The 21,000-nt window shown below is 56.6% G+C and carries 24 protein-coding genes; 14 read left to right on the top strand and 10 right to left on the bottom strand.

What is annotated here, in order from left to right:
- Positions 1 to 151: 151 nt before the first annotated feature.
- The 3 genes from GOX21_RS12725 to ettA all read right to left on the bottom strand — a co-directional run bounded on the left by GOX21_RS12725 (position 152) and on the right by ettA (position 3,464).
- Positions 152 to 907, bottom strand: a complete 756-nt coding sequence (locus GOX21_RS12725) for a hypothetical protein (protein WP_170377660.1) — start codon at positions 905 to 907, stop codon at positions 152 to 154.
- 146 nt (positions 908 to 1,053) lie between these two features.
- Positions 1,054 to 1,800, bottom strand: a complete 747-nt coding sequence (locus GOX21_RS12720; RefSeq protein WP_170377658.1) for a hypothetical protein — start codon at positions 1,798 to 1,800, stop codon at positions 1,054 to 1,056.
- Positions 1,797 to 3,464, bottom strand: coding sequence for an energy-dependent translational throttle protein EttA (gene ettA, locus GOX21_RS12715; RefSeq protein WP_170350544.1), 1,668 nt, complete (start codon positions 3,462 to 3,464; stop codon positions 1,797 to 1,799). Before ettA ends, GOX21_RS12720 begins: the two co-directional genes overlap by 4 nt.
- 135 nt (positions 3,465 to 3,599) lie before the next feature.
- Between ettA and GOX21_RS12710 the strand changes: the two genes are divergently transcribed.
- The 3 genes from GOX21_RS12710 (at position 3,600) to dacB (ending at position 6,268) form a co-directional block, all read left to right on the top strand.
- A complete protein-coding gene (locus GOX21_RS12710; RefSeq protein WP_170377656.1) occupies positions 3,600 to 4,070 on the top strand; it encodes an MOSC domain-containing protein in 471 nt (156 codons plus the stop codon).
- Positions 4,071 to 4,102: 32 nt separating this feature from the next.
- Positions 4,103 to 4,723, top strand: coding sequence for a nicotinate-nucleotide adenylyltransferase (locus GOX21_RS12705; protein ID WP_170377655.1), 621 nt, complete (start codon positions 4,103 to 4,105; stop codon positions 4,721 to 4,723).
- A 66-nt stretch (positions 4,724 to 4,789) separates the two neighbouring features.
- Complete coding sequence (dacB, locus tag GOX21_RS12700; protein WP_170377653.1) at positions 4,790 to 6,268, top strand: D-alanyl-D-alanine carboxypeptidase/D-alanyl-D-alanine endopeptidase; 1,479 nt, start codon at positions 4,790 to 4,792, stop codon at positions 6,266 to 6,268.
- 2 nt (positions 6,269 to 6,270) lie between these two features.
- Here dacB and GOX21_RS12695 read toward each other — a convergent pair whose 3' ends face one another.
- A complete protein-coding gene (locus tag GOX21_RS12695; RefSeq protein WP_170350540.1) occupies positions 6,271 to 6,693 on the bottom strand; it encodes a tellurite resistance TerB family protein in 423 nt (140 codons plus the stop codon).
- An 81-nt stretch (positions 6,694 to 6,774) separates the two neighbouring features.
- Complete coding sequence (locus tag GOX21_RS21740) at positions 6,775 to 7,242, bottom strand: Lrp/AsnC family transcriptional regulator (protein WP_368040019.1); 468 nt, start codon at positions 7,240 to 7,242, stop codon at positions 6,775 to 6,777.
- A 109-nt stretch (positions 7,243 to 7,351) separates the two neighbouring features.
- Between GOX21_RS21740 and phhA the strand changes: the two genes are divergently transcribed.
- From phhA to GOX21_RS12665, 5 genes are all read left to right on the top strand, one after another.
- The gene (gene phhA, locus GOX21_RS12685; protein WP_170377651.1) at positions 7,352 to 8,152 is read left to right on the top strand and encodes a phenylalanine 4-monooxygenase; all 801 of its coding nucleotides are present in this window, start codon (positions 7,352 to 7,354) and stop codon (positions 8,150 to 8,152) included.
- Between the two features lie 7 nt (positions 8,153 to 8,159).
- Positions 8,160 to 8,513, top strand: coding sequence for a 4a-hydroxytetrahydrobiopterin dehydratase (locus GOX21_RS12680; protein ID WP_170350538.1), 354 nt, complete (start codon positions 8,160 to 8,162; stop codon positions 8,511 to 8,513).
- Between the two features lie 124 nt (positions 8,514 to 8,637).
- Complete coding sequence (locus GOX21_RS12675; RefSeq protein ID WP_170377649.1) at positions 8,638 to 10,212, top strand: lysine--tRNA ligase; 1,575 nt, start codon at positions 8,638 to 8,640, stop codon at positions 10,210 to 10,212.
- 48 nt (positions 10,213 to 10,260) lie between these two features.
- Positions 10,261 to 10,662 (top strand): DUF4864 domain-containing protein, encoded by a 402-nt coding sequence (locus GOX21_RS12670; protein ID WP_170361506.1) that lies wholly within the window; start codon positions 10,261 to 10,263, stop codon positions 10,660 to 10,662.
- Between the two features lie 134 nt (positions 10,663 to 10,796).
- Complete coding sequence (locus GOX21_RS12665) at positions 10,797 to 13,085, top strand: glycosyl hydrolase family 28-related protein (RefSeq protein ID WP_170377647.1); 2,289 nt, start codon at positions 10,797 to 10,799, stop codon at positions 13,083 to 13,085.
- Positions 13,086 to 13,130: 45 nt separating this feature from the next.
- Here GOX21_RS12665 and GOX21_RS12660 read toward each other — a convergent pair whose 3' ends face one another.
- Positions 13,131 to 13,793, bottom strand: coding sequence for a hypothetical protein (locus GOX21_RS12660; protein WP_170377645.1), 663 nt, complete (start codon positions 13,791 to 13,793; stop codon positions 13,131 to 13,133).
- 146 nt (positions 13,794 to 13,939) lie between these two features.
- Here GOX21_RS12660 and GOX21_RS12655 point away from each other — a divergent pair, with 146 nt between their 5' ends.
- Together GOX21_RS12655 and GOX21_RS12650 are read left to right on the top strand one after the other, a co-directional pair.
- Entirely contained in the window at positions 13,940 to 14,266 is a 327-nt protein-coding gene (locus tag GOX21_RS12655) for an antibiotic biosynthesis monooxygenase family protein (protein WP_170350533.1), read from the top strand.
- A 62-nt stretch (positions 14,267 to 14,328) separates the two neighbouring features.
- Positions 14,329 to 14,736, top strand: a complete 408-nt coding sequence (locus GOX21_RS12650) for a universal stress protein (protein WP_170350532.1) — start codon at positions 14,329 to 14,331, stop codon at positions 14,734 to 14,736.
- Here the strand turns inward: GOX21_RS12650 and GOX21_RS12645 are convergent.
- Positions 14,721 to 15,224 carry a HugZ family protein gene (locus tag GOX21_RS12645; protein WP_170350531.1) on the bottom strand — a complete coding sequence of 168 codons (504 nt, stop codon included), beginning with the start codon at positions 15,222 to 15,224 and terminating at the stop codon, positions 14,721 to 14,723. The two genes, GOX21_RS12650 and GOX21_RS12645, sit on opposite strands and share 16 nt — an antisense overlap.
- A gap of 125 nt (positions 15,225 to 15,349) precedes the next feature.
- Here GOX21_RS12645 and GOX21_RS12640 point away from each other — a divergent pair, with 125 nt between their 5' ends.
- The 4 genes from GOX21_RS12640 (at position 15,350) to GOX21_RS12625 (ending at position 17,063) form a co-directional block, all read left to right on the top strand.
- Positions 15,350 to 15,772, top strand: coding sequence for an excalibur calcium-binding domain-containing protein (locus tag GOX21_RS12640; protein ID WP_170350530.1), 423 nt, complete (start codon positions 15,350 to 15,352; stop codon positions 15,770 to 15,772).
- 98 nt (positions 15,773 to 15,870) lie between these two features.
- Positions 15,871 to 16,161, top strand: a complete 291-nt coding sequence (locus GOX21_RS12635) for an antibiotic biosynthesis monooxygenase family protein (RefSeq protein ID WP_170350529.1) — start codon at positions 15,871 to 15,873, stop codon at positions 16,159 to 16,161.
- Between the two features lie 63 nt (positions 16,162 to 16,224).
- The gene (locus GOX21_RS12630; protein ID WP_170377643.1) at positions 16,225 to 16,632 is read left to right on the top strand and encodes a hypothetical protein; all 408 of its coding nucleotides are present in this window, start codon (positions 16,225 to 16,227) and stop codon (positions 16,630 to 16,632) included.
- A 77-nt stretch (positions 16,633 to 16,709) separates the two neighbouring features.
- The gene (locus GOX21_RS12625) at positions 16,710 to 17,063 is read left to right on the top strand and encodes an MmcQ/YjbR family DNA-binding protein (protein WP_170377642.1); all 354 of its coding nucleotides are present in this window, start codon (positions 16,710 to 16,712) and stop codon (positions 17,061 to 17,063) included.
- Here the strand turns inward: GOX21_RS12625 and GOX21_RS12620 are convergent.
- The 3 genes from GOX21_RS12620 to uvrB all read right to left on the bottom strand — a co-directional run bounded on the left by GOX21_RS12620 (position 17,060) and on the right by uvrB (position 20,884).
- Positions 17,060 to 17,767, bottom strand: a complete 708-nt coding sequence (locus GOX21_RS12620; RefSeq protein ID WP_170377640.1) for an ORF6N domain-containing protein — start codon at positions 17,765 to 17,767, stop codon at positions 17,060 to 17,062. The two genes, GOX21_RS12625 and GOX21_RS12620, sit on opposite strands and share 4 nt — an antisense overlap.
- 199 nt (positions 17,768 to 17,966) lie before the next feature.
- On the bottom strand, positions 17,967 to 18,602 hold the full coding sequence (locus tag GOX21_RS12615) for a hypothetical protein (RefSeq protein ID WP_170377638.1): 636 nt from the start codon (positions 18,600 to 18,602) through the stop codon (positions 17,967 to 17,969).
- Between the two features lie 95 nt (positions 18,603 to 18,697).
- Positions 18,698 to 20,884 (bottom strand): excinuclease ABC subunit UvrB, encoded by a 2,187-nt coding sequence (gene uvrB, locus GOX21_RS12610; protein WP_170377636.1) that lies wholly within the window; start codon positions 20,882 to 20,884, stop codon positions 18,698 to 18,700.
- Between the last annotated feature and the right edge of the window lie 116 nt (positions 20,885 to 21,000).

Here is a 21,000-nt window from a genome sequence, read left to right as displayed (position 1 = left end):
GTATCGATAGACTGAGCGCCGTAGAAGGAGACAGTAGGTCGAAATAGAAAAACGTGTGCCCGTCAGATATGGCATTTGCACAAGCGCAGGGCAAGAGAGTGCTGAAGGCGATATCCTTCAGTAGGCAATTGGCCGTTCGGTTAAGGGCGAGTCAAATCTTGTAAATCTTGCTTTCCTCAGGAAACATTGTTCGGATCGCCTTCAGACTTTGGTCTGACAGAACAACGGGTCGTTGATCACTTGCGGCCTTTCCAACCCCATCCGATTGATTAACGTGTGGAAGCGCCTTTTGTTTGTTCTTGGCACTGGAAAGTGGCTTAAGTCTGCGAGACCGCCAAGCCTCGGACAAAGCTGGGAATCTGCGATTTTCCAGCTTGCTGGTTAGCCACCTGTTCAGTTTCTCAGTGTTTTCAAGCTGAAACACGTTTTTGACGTGGTTGACGCCTGCGCGGTCGATGGCATGTGCTTCTAGGCTGAGCGGGGAAAGGTTCTGGGTCGAGATCCATTTGGGCGCAAGTTCCTGCCAGGCAGGGTTCATGCCAACTTTGCCGAATTGAATCCATTCTTCAAAGTCGATTGTCGAGTTTTCATTCCAATCGGATTGATAGTTGTAGAGACAATCAGCATCAGGTCGAAAAAACCGATAATATGACCAGAGCATATCAACCGGATTACGGATGGTCATGAAATAGGTCAGCTTTGGGTGATCCGGGTACAACTCTGCCAGCTTTGCTTTGACATAGGGCGCCGTATCATGCGGGTGAAAATGCTCGACCGTTTTGGCCACATCGACAGCAAAATCACCGTCATCCTTTGAAAGAAAAGGGCCCAGATGTCTGCGGATTGATGTGGAACCACAGCGTGGCTTGGATATGAAAACAAGCCCCTTTGAGAAAAGCACTCTCACAAATATTGTCCTTTTGTTACTCGTCTGCTGCGGCTGCGATGTGACCAACAGTTGCAACCTGACCCACTTTTTTCCAATTGCCAAGCTGGTCTGACCTGGGTGATGCATCGTCGAACATCCAGTCAGGGTGCTTTGATCTGCGGTCTTCAGTTGGAAATCGGTAGTTCTTCGACAGTCATTCGGTATTGTTTTGACGCAACAAAACACCGTGGCAGGTGTTCGATCACTTCGTCGATCGGATCGTAAACAAGATCGGCTGCAGCTTTGAGTCCTGCCGGAATGTCCTTTGGCACACGCTCGCGCCGTTCAGGGGGCTTGAAGTCCAATCCAGTAAAGCGCGAGATGGTTTCCTGATATTCCCAAAGCGCGTCATAGTGAACGCACAGAACAGGGACGTCTTCATATGTCACCCATTCCTTGATCTGCCGCGCCTGCTGCAGCACATCGCGCTGAAACAGTTCGTCATAGGTGCCGGTGGCATGCAGGTGATGAAAATGCAGGTCGATCCAATCTGCACCGTATCTGTCCAGCGCGGAATAGACGGAAAAAGCGGAATCCTTAGCAGACCCAAAACAAAAAACGACCCGAGTGTTCTCGGGCCATGAAGAGAGGGGCTGAGGGTAATCGTGTGTCTTGTACACGCAAGGCGCGTGAAATGTTGCGTCGTCCAGCCGGGCGATGAAGTTCGATTTTTTCGCAGCTTCCCTATCAACGTCCCTTAGCGAATCTGCAAGGGCCAGAAAGGTCATTGTGCTACCTGACCGGCCATTGCTGGCGACGATGACGCAATTTTCCGGCGCGTTTTGCGGGATGCGCTTCAAACGCCGGGGGGCCAGCCTTTTGCGTACGCTGCGCATCCATTTGTCTATACGTGCTTCGATGAAACCGTTCATCGCGCAAACTTTTTGTGCTTCAACCGCTTGGGCTCCAGCGCATCTGGTCCCAAACGACGCTTCTTGTCCTCTTCGTAATCTTCGAAGTTGCCCTCGAACCATTCCACATGGGCATCACCTTCGAAGGCTAGGATATGCGTACAGATACGGTCCAGGAAGAAACGGTCGTGGCTAATGACCACCGCGCAGCCGGCGAAATCGACTAGGGCGTCTTCTAGCGCGCGCAGGGTTTCGACATCCAGATCGTTGGTCGGTTCGTCCAGCAGCAGGACGTTGCCACCCTCTTTCAACAGACGGGCCATGTGGACGCGGTTGCGCTCACCCCCGGACAGCAGCGAGACTTTCTTCTGCTGGTCGCCGCCCTTGAAGTTGAAGGACGAGCAATAGGCGCGGGAATTGACCTGCGCGTCGCCCAACTGGATGATCTCGGCACCGCCGGTGATCGCCTCCCACACGGTGTCGTTGTCTTTCAGGTCGTCGCGGGACTGGTCGACATAAGACAGCTCAACCGTGTCGCCTAGCGTGATGGTGCCGCTGTCGGGCTGTTCCTGACCGGTGAGCATCTTGAACAGGGTCGATTTACCGGCGCCGTTGGGGCCGATGACGCCGACAATGCCGCCGGGGGGCAGGGCAAAGTCCAGACCTTCGATCAGTTGCTTGTCGCCCATGTGTTTCGACAGGCCTTCGACCTCGATAACCTTGCCACCAAGGCGCTGGCCGTTGGGTATGACGATCTGGGCGCGGGTCAGCTTTTCGCGTTCGGACTGTTCGGCCAGCTCGTTATAGGCGTTGATCCGGGCCTTGGATTTGGCCTGACGGGCCTTCTGGCCCTGACGCATCCATTCCAGCTCGCGCTGCAGGGTCTTCTGCTTGGACTTGTCTTCGCGCGCTTCTTGCTCCAACCGTTTGGCCTTTTGTTCCAGCCACGCGGAATAGTTGCCTTCGTAAGGAATGCCGCGGCCACGGTCGAGTTCGAGGATCCAGCCGGTGATATCATCCAGAAAATACCGGTCGTGGGTGACGATCAGAATGGTGCCCTTGTAGTCGATCAGGTGCTGTTGCAGCCATGCGATTGTCTCGGCGTCCAGGTGGTTGGTCGGTTCGTCGAGCAGCAGCATGTCGGGCGCTTCGAGCAGCAGTTTGCACAGCGCCACGCGGCGTTTCTCACCACCCGAGAGGTTGGCGATGTTGGCGTCGTCCGGCGGGCAGCGCAGTGCCTCCATCGAGACGTCGATCTGGCTGTCGAGGTCCCACAGGTTTTCAGAATCAATAGAGTCCTGCAAGGCGGTCATTTCTTCCATCAGTTCATCGGAATAGTTTTCCGCCATCTCGATGGCTATTTCGTTGAAGCGATCGACCTTGGCCTTTTTCGCGGCGACGCCCAGCATGACGTTTTCGCGGACGGTTAGCGATTCATCCAGCTGCGGTTCCTGCGGCAGATAGCCGACCTTGGCGCCTTCGGCCGCCCATGCCTCGCCGGTGAAATCTGTATCGAGCCCCGCCATGATCTTCATCAGGGTCGACTTACCCGCGCCATTGACGCCGACAACACCGATTTTCACGCCAGGCAGAAAGCTCAGGTGGATGTTTTCAAAGCACTTCTTGCCACCGGGATAGGTCTTTGAGACACCCTGCATGTGGTAGACATATTGATAGGCGGCCATGTCGCGTCCTTTGGGTCGGGGAAATTGGGTTGAAACGCTAGATATCTAAGCGGGGCGGGCGGGGCAAGCTGGTGGTTTTGTGAATTTCTAATGGCGTCGAATTTAGTTAGATCTATTCGCTGAGTGGGAGCTAAAATGTCGAATTTGGCGGAATTGATAGCTGGCTGGGCCAAGCCGGGTTGTGTCGATTGGATTGGATTGCGACCTGAGCGCTGCAAAGAAATGCGCGCGGTTGATAATATTATGATTTTAGCCGACGGCCTAGAGGGCGACCGGGGTCGCGCTGGCAAAAGGGCTGTGACTCTGATCCAGCAAGAACATCTGGCGGCGATTGGTTCCTACTTGGGGCAAGGGCCGATTGCCGCCGACATCCTACGGCGCAACTTGGTGGTTTCGGGGATCAATCTGGCGGCGCTCAAGGGGCGGGAGGTGCTGGTGGGGGAGGCTATTCTGCGATTCACTGTCATCTGCGCGCCGTGCAGCCGGATGGAGGAGGCGCTGGGCAAGGGCGGCTATTCCGCCGTGCGTGGGCACGGGGGATGGTGCGCCGAGGTCATCAGGTCCGGACGGGTCCGTCTGGGCGATCTGGTGCAACCGGTTGATTGACAAGCCGCTTCAGTTCTGAACATCAGCAAAGGATGTTACGAAGCGCCATTCCATTTGCACGGCCCGGGCAGGTCGTTGGTCTGTTCGGCGGGTCTTTTGATCCGCCGCATCAGGGACATGTGCATGTCTCGCTTGAAGCGATGAAGGCGTTTGGGCTGGATCGGGTTTGGTGGCTGGTGTCTCCCGGCAATCCGTTAAAGGCGCGTGGACCTGCCCCGCTACAGCGGCGCATCAAGGCTGCGCGGGACGTCATGCAGCACCCCAAGGTCGAGGTGACGGATATCGAGGCGCTGACCGGGACGCGGGCGACGGCGGATACGCTGGCGGCCTTGCAAAAACTTTATCCGCAGGTGCGGTTTGTCTGGCTGATGGGCGCGGACAATCTGGCGCAGTTTCATCGCTGGAAGGATTGGCGGCTGATTATGGACAGCGTGCCGGTGGGGGTTGTCGCACGGCCGGGGGATCGGATCTCGGCACGAATGTCGCCTGCGGCGCGGCTTTACGCTCGATATCGCATTGACGGCCAAGCGCGGCATTTGCTGGGGCGGGCGCAGGCACCGGCGTGGTGTTTCGTGAATGTACCGATGGTCGATGTCAGCTCGACCGAGATTCGCACACGCGGTGGCTGGGATGGAGGGGTGTTGCCTGAATAGCCCCCATGCGGGCATAATCACATTCAGTGGTTGTTTGCCTGTGATCTCTGGGATTTTAATTGACCCATGGTTGATCGTATTTCGCGTCGTTTGTTTCTTGCGGGCCTTGGGGCCTCTATTGCATCGGGCTCAGCGCTGGCCGATGCTCCTGTCCAATCCTTGCGACCGCAGCTGCGGGGGGACCTGCCCAGCGGGGCCGAGCGCCTTATCCAGTCCGCCGGGTTGCGCGGAGAGGTTGTGTTTGCAGTCGCTGATGCAGAGACCGGTACGCAGGTTGAGGCGTTTGGCGGCGATCAAGGCTTGCCGCCCGCCAGTGTCGCCAAAGCGCTGACCGCGCTTTATGCGCTGGATGTTCTGGGCGCAGATTATCGGTTTGAAACCGCGTTGATGGCGGATGGGCCGATTGAGAATGGCGTGTTGAATGGTGACCTGATCCTTGTCGGGGGCGGCGACCCGTTGCTGGACACAGATGATCTGGCCACGATGGCCGCCAATCTGCGCGAGGCCGGAATCACCGAGGTGCGCGGGGCCTTCAAGGTCTATGACGGAGCGTTGCCCTATGTGTTTAGCATTGACCCCGGGCAGCCGGATCACCTGGGTTACAGCCCGGCCATCAGCGGCATCTCACTCAATTTCAATCGCGTCCATTTCGAATGGAAGCGCGCTGGTGCCAGTTATGACGTGAGTATGGATGCGCGCACCGCCCGATATACTCCGTCTGTGGATATGGCGTCGATGCAGGTCGAAAAGCGCAGTTTGCCGATATACACCTATCAGCCAAGTGCGCGGCAGGATCGCTGGACCGTTGCCCGCGGTGCGCTGGGCAACGGTGGCGCGCGTTGGCTGCCCGTTCGCAAACCTGCGCTTTATGCGGGGGATGTTTTCCGTACTCTGGCGCGGGCAAATGGCATTGTGCTGGGGCGCGTACAGATCACGCGGCAGACCCCGCAGGGCACTGTTTTGGTGGTGCATCAGAGTGATCCGCTGGAAAGTATTCTGCGCGGTATGCTGAAATACTCGACCAACATAACGGCGGAAATGGTCGGCATGACGGCTTCGAAAGCCCGTGGGGCAAATATGCAAAGCCTCGCCGATTCCGCCGCTGAAATGAATCGCTGGGCGGCCGAGACCTATGGTGTGACCGGGATTGCGATGGTGGATCATTCGGGGCTTGGCGATGCGTCGCGCGTGGCACCCGCGGATTTGGTTACCGCGCTGGTGGTGGCGCGCAAAGATGGCGCGCTGCGGCCCTTGCTCAAGAAATTTACCCTGGCGGACCGTCAGGGACGGCCGGTCAAGGATCACCCGATCAAAGTAGACGCAAAGACCGGGACGCTGAATTTCGTGTCGGGATTGGGCGGCTTCATAACTGCACCGGATGGCTCCGAATTAGCTTTTGCCATCTTTACCGCTGACGTTGATCACCGCGCGACCATTCCCCGTGCGCTGCGCGAGCGTCCGGAAGGCGCGCGCAGCTGGAACAACAGGTCGCGCAAGCTGCAACGCGCGTTGATCGAACGTTGGGGAACGTTACAGGGCAGCTAGGATCAGGTCGTGTGGCGCGCCCGTGCGCCACGCTCGATCGCTGCGGCGTGCAGACGGTCAATGCTCAGCTCGTAGCGGATTTCTTCCAGCAGGCGCAGTTCGGTTTCCGCAAGCGACCCGTCCGCAGCGGCCACATCGCAAGCCAGCGCATAGGCCGTTTCATTCAGCCGCTCGGGAAGGTTATCGCGGATCAGGCCGAAAAGTGCATCCAGCCCGTCCTCTTGCTCGAACAGGTCGAACACCGTCTGAGATACACGGCGCGTGCGGTCGATATCGTATTCGGCAAAGACAGGTAACATGTTGACGGCGCCTTCGATCTTGACCAGCTCGGCCGTGCGAATGGTTTCATCCGATGCAGAGACCGCGACCATGATCGCAACCAGGCAATCCTGTGGGGACATCGGGTGGGGTACTTGTTCGGTCATGGTGTCGTCCTGATTGGGCTTTTTGCGCTCGCACGATAGGAGGGCTGGCGGGCAGGTTCAACGGATTTTGCCCCTGACCGATCAGAGAATGGGCAACGGGCCGCGTGTTTTGGTCTGGCGCAGCACAAAATTGCTGCGCGTGTCGCGGACAAGGCCGGATTTCAGCAGCCGTTGCATGATGAAATGTTCAAGGTCCTCGGGCGTCTTGGCATAAACCTTTAGGATAAAGTCGTGGTCTCCGGTGATTGAGGCGCATTCGACGATTTGCGGCTCGGTTTCGACCAATCGCAGGAATGAGTTGATGCTGTCCTCTTGGTGATCGCGCAATGCGACGTGAACATAGGCAATGGCGTCCAGCCCGACCGATTTGGCCCGCACCTGCGCAATGTAGCCTGATACCACCCCGGATGCCTCAAGATCGCGTACGCGCCGCCAACATTGCGAGGCGGAAAGACCGGTTCGGTCGGCAAGGTCTTGCATAGACAGGCGGCCATTGGTCTGCAGCTCTTGCAGGATGGCGATATCAGCAGGTTGGATGGTTTGTTTCACAAATTGTCACCTTTCGATATATATTTGCCAAAATAATCAGAAACCATCGATTGTCCAAATCAAAACCTTCAAGTCGCGTGGCTATACTTTTCATGCGGAGGGAATGCAGATGCCAAAGTCGACCAAATACATCGCCAAAGTGGCCGATGAACGCGGCCATATCGCCTATACAGAAGAAGAGGACGCCGTTTGGGCTGACCTCTATGCTGCGCAAGCAGAGAACGTACAGCGTTTTATGGCGCGAGACTATCTTGAAGGGTTGGAAAGGCTGGACTTGCCAAAGACCCGCGTGCCTTCTTGCGCGGATATCTCGGAACGGCTGTTGGACATGACCGGCTGGCGGGTTCAGCCTGTGCCAGCGCTTATCGGGTTCAAGACATTCTTTGGCATGCTGGCAGATAAGGTGTTTCCCGCTGCGTCCTTTATTCGGTCACGCGAGGATTTCGATTACATTGAGGAACCGGATATTTTTCATGAAATTTTCGGTCATACCCCGCTGCTGAGCGATCCACGCTTTGCGGCGTTCAGCCATGCCATCGGCAAGGCAGGCGTGCAGGCTGATGACAAGGACTATGCCTGGCTGATCCGACTGTATTGGTTTTCGATCGAATTTGGGTTGCGTCGTCAGGATGGTGTGATCAAGGCGTTGGGGTCGGGGTTGGCGTCCTCGCCGACAGAGCTTGTCTATGCCGTCGAAAGCGGCATTCCTGATCGGGATCCGTTCGATGTGCTGACGATCCTGCGCACGCCTTATCGGATCGATATGCACCAGATGGGCTATTTCGTGCTAAACTCACCCGAGGAACTTTTTGCCGCCGCCGACCGCGATTTGCTGGCAGACGTGCGACAGGCACAATACCTGGGATTGTTGCCAAACAAGTTCCCGGAAAAAGCAACCGCAGCGGAGTGAACGGATCATGACACTAACAGGAGAAACCTGCAGCCTATCGGACCGAACCTGTGTGCCCTGTTCAGGTGGCGTTCCAGCTTTGACGCGGGATGAGGCGAACACGCACATGGCGGAGCTTTCGCCCGATTGGAATCTGGACGCTGATGCGAAAGAACTGAGCCGTCACTACAAGTTCAAAGGGTTCGCCAAGGCGACCTATCTGGCCAATCTTTGCGCGTGGCTCGCCGATCAGCAGGGGCACCACCCGGATGTCACCTTTGGCTGGGGTTATGTGGATGTCAGACTGACCACGCATGAAATTGGTGGTCTAAGCGAGAATGATTTCATCTGGGCGGCCAAACTGGACCAGTTGACCATATAGATCAGCCTTCCATACAGGAAAAAACCAGCGCTTTATTGACTCATGCTGCACCGGCACAATAGGAGGGTCCGGTCGGTTGCATGGGGTGACCGGCGCTGTTTTCCCCGATGGAGCTTGTCTAAAAATGTCTGAACTGCGTGAAACCGCGATTGCGTCCAAGGCCTGGCCTTTCGAAGAGGCGCGCCGGGTACTCAAACGCTATCAGAAAGCGGCTCCGGAAAAGGGATACGTGCTGTTTCAGACCGGCTATGGCCCGTCGGGTCTGCCGCACATCGGTACATTTGGCGAGGTTGCACGGACCTCGATGGTCCGTCACGCCTTTGAACAAATCAGTGACATCCCGACCAAGCTGATCTGTTTCTCGGACGATATGGACGGTTTCCGTAAGGTGCCGACCAACGTGCCGATGCAGGAAGAGCTGAAAGAAGACCTGCATCTGCCGCTGACCAAGGTGCGCGATCCGTTTGGCACTCATGCCGGGTTTGCCCAGCACAACAATGCGATGCTGTGCGATTTCCTGGACAGTTTCGGGTTCGAGTACGAGTTCGCCTCGGCCACGGATTACTACACCAGCGGTCGGTTTGATGAGATGCTGTTGATCGCGTTGGAGCGCTTCGACAAAATTCAAGAGATCATGCTGCCGACGCTTGGGCCGGAACGGCGCGAGACCTATTCGTGCTTCCTGCCGATCAGCCCGAAAACCGGGCACGTGCTGCAAGTGCCGACGCTGGAGCGCAATGTCGCTAAGGGCACGATCGTCTATCAGGAACCCGACGGCGAGAAGGTCGAAATCCCGGTCACTGGCGGTAACGTCAAGATGCAGTGGAAGCCGGATTGGGCGATGCGCTGGGCTGCGCTGGGTGTGGACTATGAGATGTCGGGCAAGGACCTGATCGACTCGGTCACGCAGTCCTCCAAGATTTGCCGGGCGCTGGGCCAGAAGCCACCCGAGGCGCTGAGCTATGAGCTGTTCAATGACGAGCAGGGCCAGAAGATTTCCAAATCGAAGGGCAATGGCTTGTCGATGGAGGAATGGCTGACCTATGCCGCGCCGGAAAGCCTGTCGTACTTCATGTATCAGAAACCAAAAACGGCCAAGCGGCTGTATTTTGACGTAATCCCGAAGGCAGTGGATGAGTATCATCAACAGCTGCGAGCCTATCCGGGGCAGGAGTTGAAGGCGCAGTTGAACAACCCCGTCTGGCATATCCATGGTGGTGATGTTCCTGCATCCACACTGATGGTGCCGTTTGCGATGTTGTTGAACCTGGCATCCGTTTCGGGGGCCGAGGACAAAGAGGCACTGTGGGGCTTTATCCGCCGCTATGCGCCTGAGGCGACCGCTGAAACGCATCCGGATCTGGATCAGGCGGCTGGCTTTGCCGTGCGCTATTTCAACGATTTCGTCAAACCCACACGTCAGCACCGCGCCCCGTCGGATCAGGAACGCGAAGCGTTGGAGGCACTGAAAACTGCGTTGGAAGCTTATGACGGCCCAATCGAGGATGAAGCGCTGCAATCGGTGGTTTATTCGATCGGGCGAGAGCGGTTCGATCCCATGCGCGGTTGGTTCACTGCGCTGTATGAGGTGTTGTTGGGTGCCTCGCAGGGCCCACGTTTTGGCGGCTTTATCGCGCTGTACGGCGTGCCGGAAACGATCGCGCTGATCGATAAGGCGTTGGCGGGTGAGCTGGTCTGATTTGACCTGATACCGCGTGGGGCTACTCTTTCAACAGGAGGTGGCCCCATGCGTCGAATACTGCTTGCACTATCCCTCAGCGCCGGTTTGGCCTCGGGCGCGTTTGCCCAAAGCGCCGAGATCGAGAAAAACATCGCGGCGCAGATTAAGGCGTTTGAGGCTGATGATTTTGCCACCGCCTTTACCTTTGCCAGCCCCAATATCCAGCAACTGTTTCAAACGCCCGAGAATTTCGGCGTCATGGTAAGGCGCGGCTATCCGATGGTCTGGCGTCCGGCGGAGGTTCGTTTTCTGGAATTGCGCGAGGTGGCCGGGGCGCTGTGGCAAAAGGTCATGATCACTGATGACGCTGGCAGGGTGCATATCCTAGACTATCAGATGGTGCAGATGGACAACGGTTGGAAGATCAATGGCGTGCAACTGCTGGGCAATTCTGATCCGGCAGCTTGATGCAACACCACCGTCACGGTGATATGAGCGGCGGTTAATTCCTTTTCGGTACTCAGGCTTTTGCGTTCGGGGCGTGTGTCTCCGGGCACTGGGTTTATGCGCGCTGATGCGGCGCGATTGGGAAAGGGATTTCTATGAACAAGGCAATCACCGACGGTATCGTGTTCACGCCGCCTGCCTTCGCAAATGGTTTGAATGTGTGGTCCAGCGGCGACGGGACGCCCGGCTCGCCTACCTATGACGGATCTGGCACCGGCGCATTTGTTCCGGCGGATGCGGATTTTGCGGGCTGTCTGGAAATCCTGAAAGTCAGCACCACCCAGCGCCTGCGTTACATGGGGCAGACGCCGTTGCTGCCGGGCTGTTACCTGCAAATCAAGGCTCGGGTCAAAGCCATCAGCGGCCCGCTGCCCGAGGTACGTATCGCCGGATGGGCTGGCGGTGCCGGGGATGTTCAGGTTACCGGTGTGGTAGAGCAAGGCCCCGCCACACAGCTTTCGGGCTATGGCACAGTGCATGAGATCACCGCCATAGTCGGCACCGGCCAGCGTCCTGGCGTGGATATGCCATGGGGTGTACAAGCCCTTTACGGGCATTTCGGTCTGGATATCGACGGCGCAAATGGGGCGGTTATCCGCGTTGATGATATCGAGATTTCGGATGTCACCGGCGTGTTCCTGCGCAATCTGATCAGTCTGGTCGATGTCCGTGATTTCGGCGCGGTCGGGGATGGCGTGACGGATGACTCGGCCGCGTTCGAGGCCGCGGATCAGGCTGCGAATGGTCGTCGTATTTTCGTGCCCGAGGGGACCTATCTGTTGGCGCAAAACACGTCGGTGGTATCCGAGATCGAATTTGAAGGCACCGTAACGATGCCGGATGACAAGATGCTGCTGCTGACCAAGAATTTTGATCTGCCGACCTATATCAATGCGTTTGGTGATGAAATGCGGGCCTTTAAAAAGGCGTTTCAGGCGTTGTTGAACAATTCTGACCATGAATCGCTGGATATGGGTGGGCGCAAGGTATCGGTAACCGAGCCCATCGATATGGCCGCTGCTGTTCCGAACCGGCAAACCGGATTCTCGACGCGCCGTGTGATCCGCAACGGACAGTTCGACGTCAAAAGCAGTACGGCCTGGGATACCGAAACCTTTACATCGGTCGCGACCTACAACCCGAACGATCCCACCCGGTTGGTGAACGTGGCGAATGTGGCCAATATTCCGGTTGGTTGTCTGGTACAGGGGAGCGGGGTCGGTCGCGAGATTTACGTGCGTTCGAAGAACGACGGCGCGGGTGAAATCACGCTCAGCGCGCCGCTCTACGATGCGTCTGGTACGCAGACATTCACGTTCCTGTCCTTCAAGTACCTGCTGGATTTCAGTGGTTTCAGCACGCTGCGCAAATTTGGAATGGAACAGATCGAATTCCAATGTAACGGCCGCAGCAGCGCGATCCGTCTGGCCCCGTCAGGCAGCACCTTTGCATTGGCGAACTGTTTTGTCAGCCGCCCCAAAGATCGCGGGATCACGTCTATCGGTACCGGTTGTCAGGGCATGTTGATCGATACGTGTCAATTCCTGTCCACCGAAGAATCCTTTAACGTCCCAGACCGTTCTTCGATCGCGCTAAACGCGACGGCCAACGACGTCAAACTGCGCCACAACCGGGCCGTACGGTTCCGCCACTTTGCGGTTCTGGGTGGCACCAACAACATGATCCTCGGCAATCACTTTTTCCAGGGCGACAGCATTCCACAAGGTGTACGCAGTCCTGGATTGGTCATGATCGGCACTTACAACAGCTCGACAATCTCGGGGAACTATATCGACAATTGCTCGATCCTGTGGACCAACGAACGGGACGCAGATCCGGTTTACACAACCGGGTTTTCCTTCAGCTCGATGGCCATTACCGACAATATTTTCTATTCCAGCGAGGCCCCACCCTGGTTCACTTACCTCATTGTTCGTCCCCATGGTGCAGGACACTTCTTGAACGGTGTGGTCGTGACAGGAAATAAGTTCCGCGCAACAAGTGGTGGTATCACGCGGGTGGAACGGGTGGATACCTCATTTGCCAGTATGAACAACTATGCGCATCGCAATGTGATGTTTGAAAACAATACCTTTCACGGCGTTGACCGAAAAGTTGCGAACCCATTGCGGGTCAAGCATACGCAAGGAACCGCAGCGCAAGCCTGGTCCGTTCAGACAGCCGGAGAGCTGCCTTTCGGGGGCTATGCGCGTAGTTGCGACGCGGTTACGGCATTGGGAGCTTTGAGAAATACATTCGGCGCGGTGACCTATGCCACCCCCTATGTGCAGTTAGAACAAGGTGCGTCGAGAAACGCGATCAACCTGCGCTGGCCCGAGGCGGTCCGCGGAGAAGTCTCGACCCGCATTCGTATGGAAAGCTGACAACTGGGATGGCCACCCTTTTGCAGGGTGGCCATTTCACCGGTCTCAAAACTCTTCCCAAAGCGCGATTTTCAAACCGGTATCGTTGCGGGCATCGTTGCGTTCAAGGCCCAGCACCCAGGTGGGCCCTTTGTCGCGCGCACGGATCATGACCGAGGGCCTGGCCCTCCAAAATAACGAGTGTCCAGAGGTATAAGCCGTTTCCACCTGTATCAGAGGATTGAGCAATCGATCTGACGAAAGGCCCGCCGTGATATCCAGTTTGCGATAAACCGCGTCATGTGTGCGAATTTCCAGGGCCGTGTCGACCGCAACCCAACCGTTGCCCCAACCGGTTTGAAACCCTTTGCCATAGGACAGGGTCAGTTTGTACATCGCCCAGGCGTCCAGTTGCTTGTGGTGGGCACCGGCCCCGAACTCGGCCGCGAAACGCCCCCATTTGTTGAGATCGGCCACGGGAACCCGGGCAAACAACAGGGCGTGGCCGTAGAAATCCCGGCTTTGTTCGAAATCTACCCCGATTGTGAGGTTCGGCCTGTATCCGAATTCAGCATAAAGCGCCGTTTTGTAATCATAGCTGCCGTCACGGTCTTTGAATGCAGTGACCGAGGCCGCGGTGAACGCTGCGTCCTTCTCACGCAGCCATGCGCCGGGCCAAGCCGGGGCTGCGGCAAGCAGCAATACCAGAAAAGCGAGAACCCGGAACATGCACGCAGTTTCCGCAAGCATGGTTAACGGTTGGTTAGTGTTTTGTTTATTTTCTGGAAACCAATCCAAGGCGACGTGTCGTTCAAGGAAACACAAGACCTTTCCAAATCCTGTGTTAAGCTTGCAAAAGAAAAGGGAGATTCCAGATGCCGAAGATTTCCAAGACCGCGAGCGTCCAGACTGTCATCACCACTTTTGAGATGACACCGGGCACCTGCCACGATCTGTTGGATGCGTTGACCGACGCCTACGCCGAGTTTATCTCGAAACAGCCGGGATTTGTTTCCGCAGGGCTGCATGTGAACGATGCGCAGACGCGGATTGCCAACTATTCCCAATGGAACCGTCGTGAGGATTTTCTGGCAATGTTGCGAACGCCGGAAATGCGCGATCGCAATCGCAAGATCAACGAGATGTGTAAAAGCTTTGAGCCGGTGATGTATGACGTGGCCGAAACTTTTGGCAGTTCCTGACTTGTATCAAAACCTTAATCGATAAAATCAGGTATGGTGGCTGAAGAAAGTAGAGGCTCACCATGTATCACAACATTCTTGTTCCAATTTCATTTGATGCCGATCGGGATATCTCCGGCCCGCTGAAACTGGCCGAGATTTTGGCAACACCAGATGCTCAGGTGACACTGCTGCATGTGGTCGAGCATATTCCGAACTACGCGATTTCCTACATGCCGCCGGAATATCTGACCGCGGCCCGCAAGGCGGTCCAGGGCGAGCTGGATGAGTTGGCGGCCAAGCTGTCCAATGCGACGGGTGTGGTGATCGAAGGGCATTCTGGGCGCACCATTCTGGACTGGGCGGAATCCCACAAGCCTGACCTGATCATCATGGCCTCACACCGGCCTGGCATGCAGGATCTTTTGTTGGGCTCAACCACAAACCACGTGGTCCGTCACGCCGCCTGTGCGGTTCACGTGGTGCGTTGATCAGGCCGCAAATCGTTGGGGGCAAGGCGCCAGGCCTTGCCGAACCCTCCGTTCAGAACGGCGTCTGAAATGGCGAAACGCACAAAGCTGAAATCGGTGAAATCGACATAGAGTTTCGATTTGGGTCGCAAGGTCAGATACCGCGACCGCAAGCTGGCATGTTCGGCGCTTTCACGGGCAACGAACGTGGCTGTGGCATGCAATGTCAATCGGGGATGGGTCAGCGGGTCGCCGGTGTTGCCGGGTTCTCCGATTAGCAACGCGCAGACCGGATTGGCACGCAAGGCGGCTGTATGATCCGCCAATGTCGAAATCAGGGTCATAGGGCTGCCCGCGTCATCCGTGGCCAGGGCGATGCGCGACACCGAAGGCACCCCTAAGTCCGGTCGCAAAGTGGCAAGCGCACCATAGGTTGCGCCCTCGATCAGATCACGAGTCAAACATCGGGCGGTCTCATCGACCGGGTGAAATGGGCTGGATTGGCTCATGATGTGCGTGGTTCTAGCTGTTTGAAACACGCAAAAGATACCCCCTATGCCCTCCCTGTGCGAGGGCTTGTTTCCGGGTCAATTGGGGTCTCGGTTTCGCCACAAATCGAGGGTAACAGAGGGACATGCAGTTTAGAAAACCCACCCCTGAAACGGAATCTTCTGTCCCCAAGGTTTCGCGGCGTCAAAAACGGGCTGAGGCGCAGCGGAAACGCGCATTATCCCCGGTTCGAATTTTCCTCATGGTCCTGATGCTGCCGGTGACGATTATGGGTATCGTCGTGGGGGTCTATCTGCGGACGTCTGAGTATAGGCACGAAGAAGCTTTGCTGCACCTGATTGCCCTGGCCGGGTGCGGCGCGATTGAAACCATTGTGCCGGGGCCATTCGTTGAGGGCGGCCCAGGGTATCACCCGCGCAATGACCCCGATGGCGATGGTGTGGCCTGCGGAACGCAAAGGTCGATTTCCGGGCAGAGCGCAGTGCCGCAACCAGCTGAAACGCCCAGATCGCGGACAGTCGGCAACGCCAAATTCCTGCGGCCTTGACCCCAATTCTAACAGAATCCCCGTGGCTGTGGTACACTCCGCCGGACGCGCCGTTTTGGCCGTCATTGGGGGATTTCGCCCAGATAGCGAGGAAAATCATGTTTGCACGTATTACTCAGTTCAAGATGAAGCCCGGAATGCGGGATGCGGCCGAGGCAAAGATGAACGAGCTTAAAGATCAGATTATGGGCATGGAAGGCATGCACAGCTTTACCAATGTCATGAATGAGGACGGTACCGGTTTTGTTGTGGCCGTGGTTCAAAGCGAGGAAACCTCGAACGCCAACGCCCCCAAAGTGGCGGCGCTTTGGGGACATTTTGCCGAATTCCTAGAAGGCCCGCCATCACCGGCCGGGTTCGACGTGGTTGTCCATTGGGATAAAGGATAGGTCCGCGTATTCAGGGCCAAATTTCTCAACTCTAGTACCAGACTTTTTCAGGAGGAATGTTCAATGAACTTTTCGAAATGCGCAGCTATGGCTTTGATCGCAACCCTGTTTTCCGGTGCGGCCATTGCCGACACATCCAAAGATTTCCTGACGGCGACCAAGGTGTCCCAGATTAAGGATATGGGCGCACAGCAAATGGACGGGGCGTCGATAGAAAAGATCGTCTCGGGGAACACTCTCAAGAGTTCCAACTGGACCTGGACTTTTGAAAAAGATGGAAAACAATCTTCGACGGCAAATGACGGGTCATGGACGGACAAAGGCACGTGGTCCGTCAAAGGCAATGAACTCTGCCGGGAATCTGATACCTCTGGTAAGGGTGAACTCTGTTCGAAGGTCTATTTTATGGGCCGCGACCTGAGATTCACTGACGGCAAACGCAACTTACATGATTGGTGGGTCAGCTACTAAACGCATGGCAAGATAGTAAGCGAGAGGATTGATCTTCTCGCTTGCTTTCAGTTGATCCTGCAAGCCAAGATCGGGCCATGACCCGTGATGAATTCAACAGCTTTTGCGCCAGCCTCAAAGCCACCAGCCATGTGGTGCAATGGGGCAATGCGGATGTGTGGAAGGTGGGCGGCAAGGTCTTTGCGATCTGCGGTTGGAACGACGGGCGTGATGCGTTCACCTTCAAGGCCACCGATCTGGCTTTTGAGGTGCTGGGTGATGAGCCCGGCATCCGCCCAGCGCCCTATCTGGCATCGCGGGGGATGAAGTGGCTGCAGGTCTATGAGGAACGCGGGATGAGCGATGCTTCCCTGCGCGAGCATATCGTGACGTCCTATGATCTGGTCGTGGCCAAGCTGACCAAGAAGGCGCGCGCCGAATTGGGCGTCTAACCTTTCATCGCGTGCAGCAATTCCAGCAGACGTTTTCGGTCGTCATCATCGGCGTAATCTCCGATCGCCAGACGTTGGGCGATGTTCAGGCGCAGGCGTTCGTGCTGGGTACGCACTTCTTCTCCGGCGGTTTCCGCCAGAGTTTTCATAATCGCCGCTACGGCCTGCTGGCGCTTGGTGGTGGGGTTGGCGATGTAATCGACAAGGCTCTGCTGCCCGGAATCGAGGATGTTTTCGGCCAGATCGCGCAGCTGCTCGCCATTGGGCAGCAGTGGGGCAGGGGCATCTTCTGGTGGCAGGATTTCCGGCACGCTGCGCGGAGACTCGGCCAATGCGTTAGCGCCGTCAACAAAGGCCTCGGTGATCATACGGGTGATCTTGATCGCGCGCGGGTCCTTGAACAGGGCCGAGGCGATGGCCACGCCGTAATCGGTATAGACCCACGGATTGACCCGCCGTCCGCCACGGCCCTTGGGTTTTGAGATCACATTCTGTGATTGCAAATCGGCGACCTCGGCATCGGTCAGCTGAAAGCGGTAGCCCTCGAACAGGTCCTTGTTGCGCGAGACGGCCTGATTGAAGGCGCTGACGGACTTTCCGTAGAACTGCGCCAGATCCTCGGCCAGCACCACACGGGTACCGCGAACCCGGTGAATGGCGCTTTGGACCTCATGCGTGCTGGGCAGGGTGTTTGGTTTCGTCATGGCAACCGTTTGGAATCACAATTTGTGATTTCAAACGTGGAGGAGTGCGCGCTGGGCTGCAAGGGTGGAGTGTGGGAGAGTTTGATACTTCACCGAGCGAAAATATCGCAATGATTCCAGAGCCGACTTGGACCGCATCAATTAAGACGAAGCGATCTGAGAAAAGCTCGGGCATTCGTGATAACTCTCCCACATACGGTCAATCAGGCGAAAACGTGGTGAAAACCCTGCATTTTAACTTATCTTCAGCATAGACAGCTTCAACCCAAGCGGGTTTCTTTCTTTTCAGCGATTTCGCAAACGTCTCTTCGCACAGGTTCATTGCATCCTTTTCGGCGGCTTCGCGGCTTGGTGCGCTCTTGGAATAGGCCCAGGTATGAATTCCATTTGTCGCGAAAGACCGATATTCATCAAAATTAATCTGCGACCACCCGTCGAGATAGTTGTATGCATCCAAAGCGGTTTTTGACAGGGTCAACTCTTTTGATTTTATGTCAAAGCCTGTAGGTACAACGGAAAGGTATAGGACGCAGTCTTCGGGACTTTCCGCTTTGAAGCGGCATGACCGCATCGCAACGTCCTGAGCTGTTTTCAAGTTGTGATATCCCCATGCAGCACCATTGAAGTTATCCGTTTTCTTTGTTGTGTTGATTACCACTGCACCAAAGAAATCAGCTTTTTGCGAGTACCTAACATCTCTCTTTTGTGAGCCTCGCAGCTTGACATCCGAATGATAAATGAGAGTGCGCCCAGAGTAGTCCGTACGAGGTTCATCTGACCATGCAGGTGCAATAGAAGTTACAAGGACAGTAAAAACCGGAATAAGAAATCGCATAGGTCGCCTTTTGCATTTAACGTAATTTTTCAGGGCGACTACCTCTATAGGTTGTTTCTTGGTGCTGCCTCAATGGTAAAAAGTGGCTTAGATATTCACCGCTTCCGCCTCTTCACATTCCCACCCCTTTGCCCCGGCCTGCCAGCCGTTGACCGACCGCGCGACTTCACGGCGTCTTCCGAGGCTTTTTCGACTGCCCACTGGCGCGCCATGGGGTCGTCGGCGACGGCCAGGTCGACCGCTTCCAGACGTTTGATCTCATCCCGGATGTTGGCGGCCTCTTCAAATTCCAGGTTCTCGGCGGCTTTGCGCATCTGGTCGCGCAACCCGTCCAAATGGGCCTCGAGGTTGGCGCCGTGCATCGGTTTGTCGATGGTGGCGGTGACGCGGTTCATGTCCACATCGCCTTCGTAGAGACCGGCCAGAACGTCTTCGACATTCTTCTTCACCGTTTCGGGGGTGATGCCGTGCTCCTCGTTATAGGCAAGCTGTTTGGCGCGGCGGCGGTTGGTTTCGTTCAGGGCGCGTTCCATGGAACCAGTGACCTTGTCGGCATACATGATTACACGCCCGTCGGCGTTGCGCGCGGCGCGGCCGATGGTCTGGACCAGAGAAGTCTCGGACCGCAAGAAACCCTCTTTATCCGCGTCCAGAATGGCGACCAGCCCGCATTCGGGGATGTCGAGGCCTTCACGCAGCAGGTTGATCCCCACCAGCACGTCAAAGGCCCCCAGTCGCAGATCGCGCAGGATTTCGATGCGCTCCAGCGTGTCGATGTCGGAATGCATGTAGCGGACCTTGATGCCCTGTTCATGCAGGTATTCGGTCAGATCCTCTGCCATGCGTTTGGTCAGGGTCGTGACCAGCGTGCGGTAGCCGTCGGCGGCCACTTTGCGCACCTCGTCCAGCAGGTCGTCCACCTGCATCGAGACGGGACGGATTTCGACCTCGGGGTCCAACAGACCAGTAGGGCGGATCACCTGTTCGGTGAAGACGCCGCCGGTCTGTTCAATCTCCCATTTTGCCGGGGTGGCCGAGACAAACACGGATTGGGGGCGCATGGCGTCCCATTCCTCGAACTTCAGCGGTCGGTTGTCCATGCAGGAGGGCAGCCGGAACCCGTGTTCGGCCAGCGTAAACTTGCGCCGATAGTCGCCCCGGTACATGCCGCCGATTTGCGGGACGCTGACATGGCTTTCGTCGGCAAAGACGATGGCGTTGTCGGGGATGAATTCGAACAGGGTTGGGGGCGGTTCGCCCGGCGCGCGGCCGGTCAGATAGCGCGAGTAGTTCTCGATCCCGTTGCAGACGCCGGTGGCCTCAAGCATCTCCAGATCAAAGTTGGTGCGCTGTTCCAGCCGTTGGGCTTCCAAAAGTTTACCTTCTCCGACCAGTTGATCCAGCCGGATGCGGAGTTCCTTTTTGATGCCGATAATGGCCTGCTGCATCGTTGGTTTCGGCGTCACGTAGTGCGAATTCGCATAGACGCGCACCTGCTTCATCGTGGCTGCGCGTTCGCCGGTCAGCGGGTCGAATTCGGTGATGGTTTCCAGTTCCTCACCGAAGAACGAGAATTTCCAGGCGCGATCCTCAAGGTGGGCGGGCCAGATTTCCAAGGAATCGCCGCGTACCCGGAAAGACCCGCGCTGAAACGCTTGATCGTTGCGGCGGTATTGCTGGGCGACCAGATCGGCCATCACCTGCCGTTGGTCGTATTCGTTGCCGACCTTTAGGTCTTGCGTCATCGCCCCATAGGTTTCGACCGAACCAATACCATAGATGCAGGAAACCGAGGCGACGATGATCACATCGTCCCGCTCTAACAGTGCCCGCGTGGCTGAGTGGCGCATCCGGTCGATCTGTTCGTTAATCTGGGATTCTTTCTCGATGTAGGTGTCCGATCGCGCCACGTAGGCCTCGGGCTGATAGTAGTCATAGTAGGACACGAAATACTCGACCGAGTTCTCGGGGAAGAAGCCTTTGAATTCGCCATACAACTGCGCTGCCAGCGTCTTATTGGGTGCAAGGATGATAGCCGGGCGCTGGGTCTCCTCAATCACCTTGGCCATGGTAAAGGTCTTGCCCGTCCCCGTCGCGCCCAGCAGAACCTGATCGCGTTCACCGTCCATCACGCCCCCGGCCAGCTCCTTGATGGCCGTTGGTTGGTCACCCGCTGGTGCGAACTCGGTATGCATAACGAATTCCTTGCCGCCTTCCAGCTTCAGGCGGGCGCGGACATCCTCAGCATTCATCTGGGTCTTGTCGGAATGAGCATAGGCCATAGGGGAAGATTCCTTTCGCGCCTGATTTTGATCTGTTTTTGTTCTTGTTCAAGGGGGCATTTCCAATTGCCGAAATTGCGACAATTGCGGACTTGTCCGCGCCGCCTGCCTGACGC

This window comes from Ruegeria atlantica, from assembly GCF_013032005.1.
Classification (GTDB): domain Bacteria; phylum Pseudomonadota; class Alphaproteobacteria; order Rhodobacterales; family Rhodobacteraceae; genus Ruegeria; species Ruegeria atlantica_A.
Note: the sequence above shows the minus strand (reverse complement) of the source record. Positions and strands in the feature narration are given on the sequence as shown.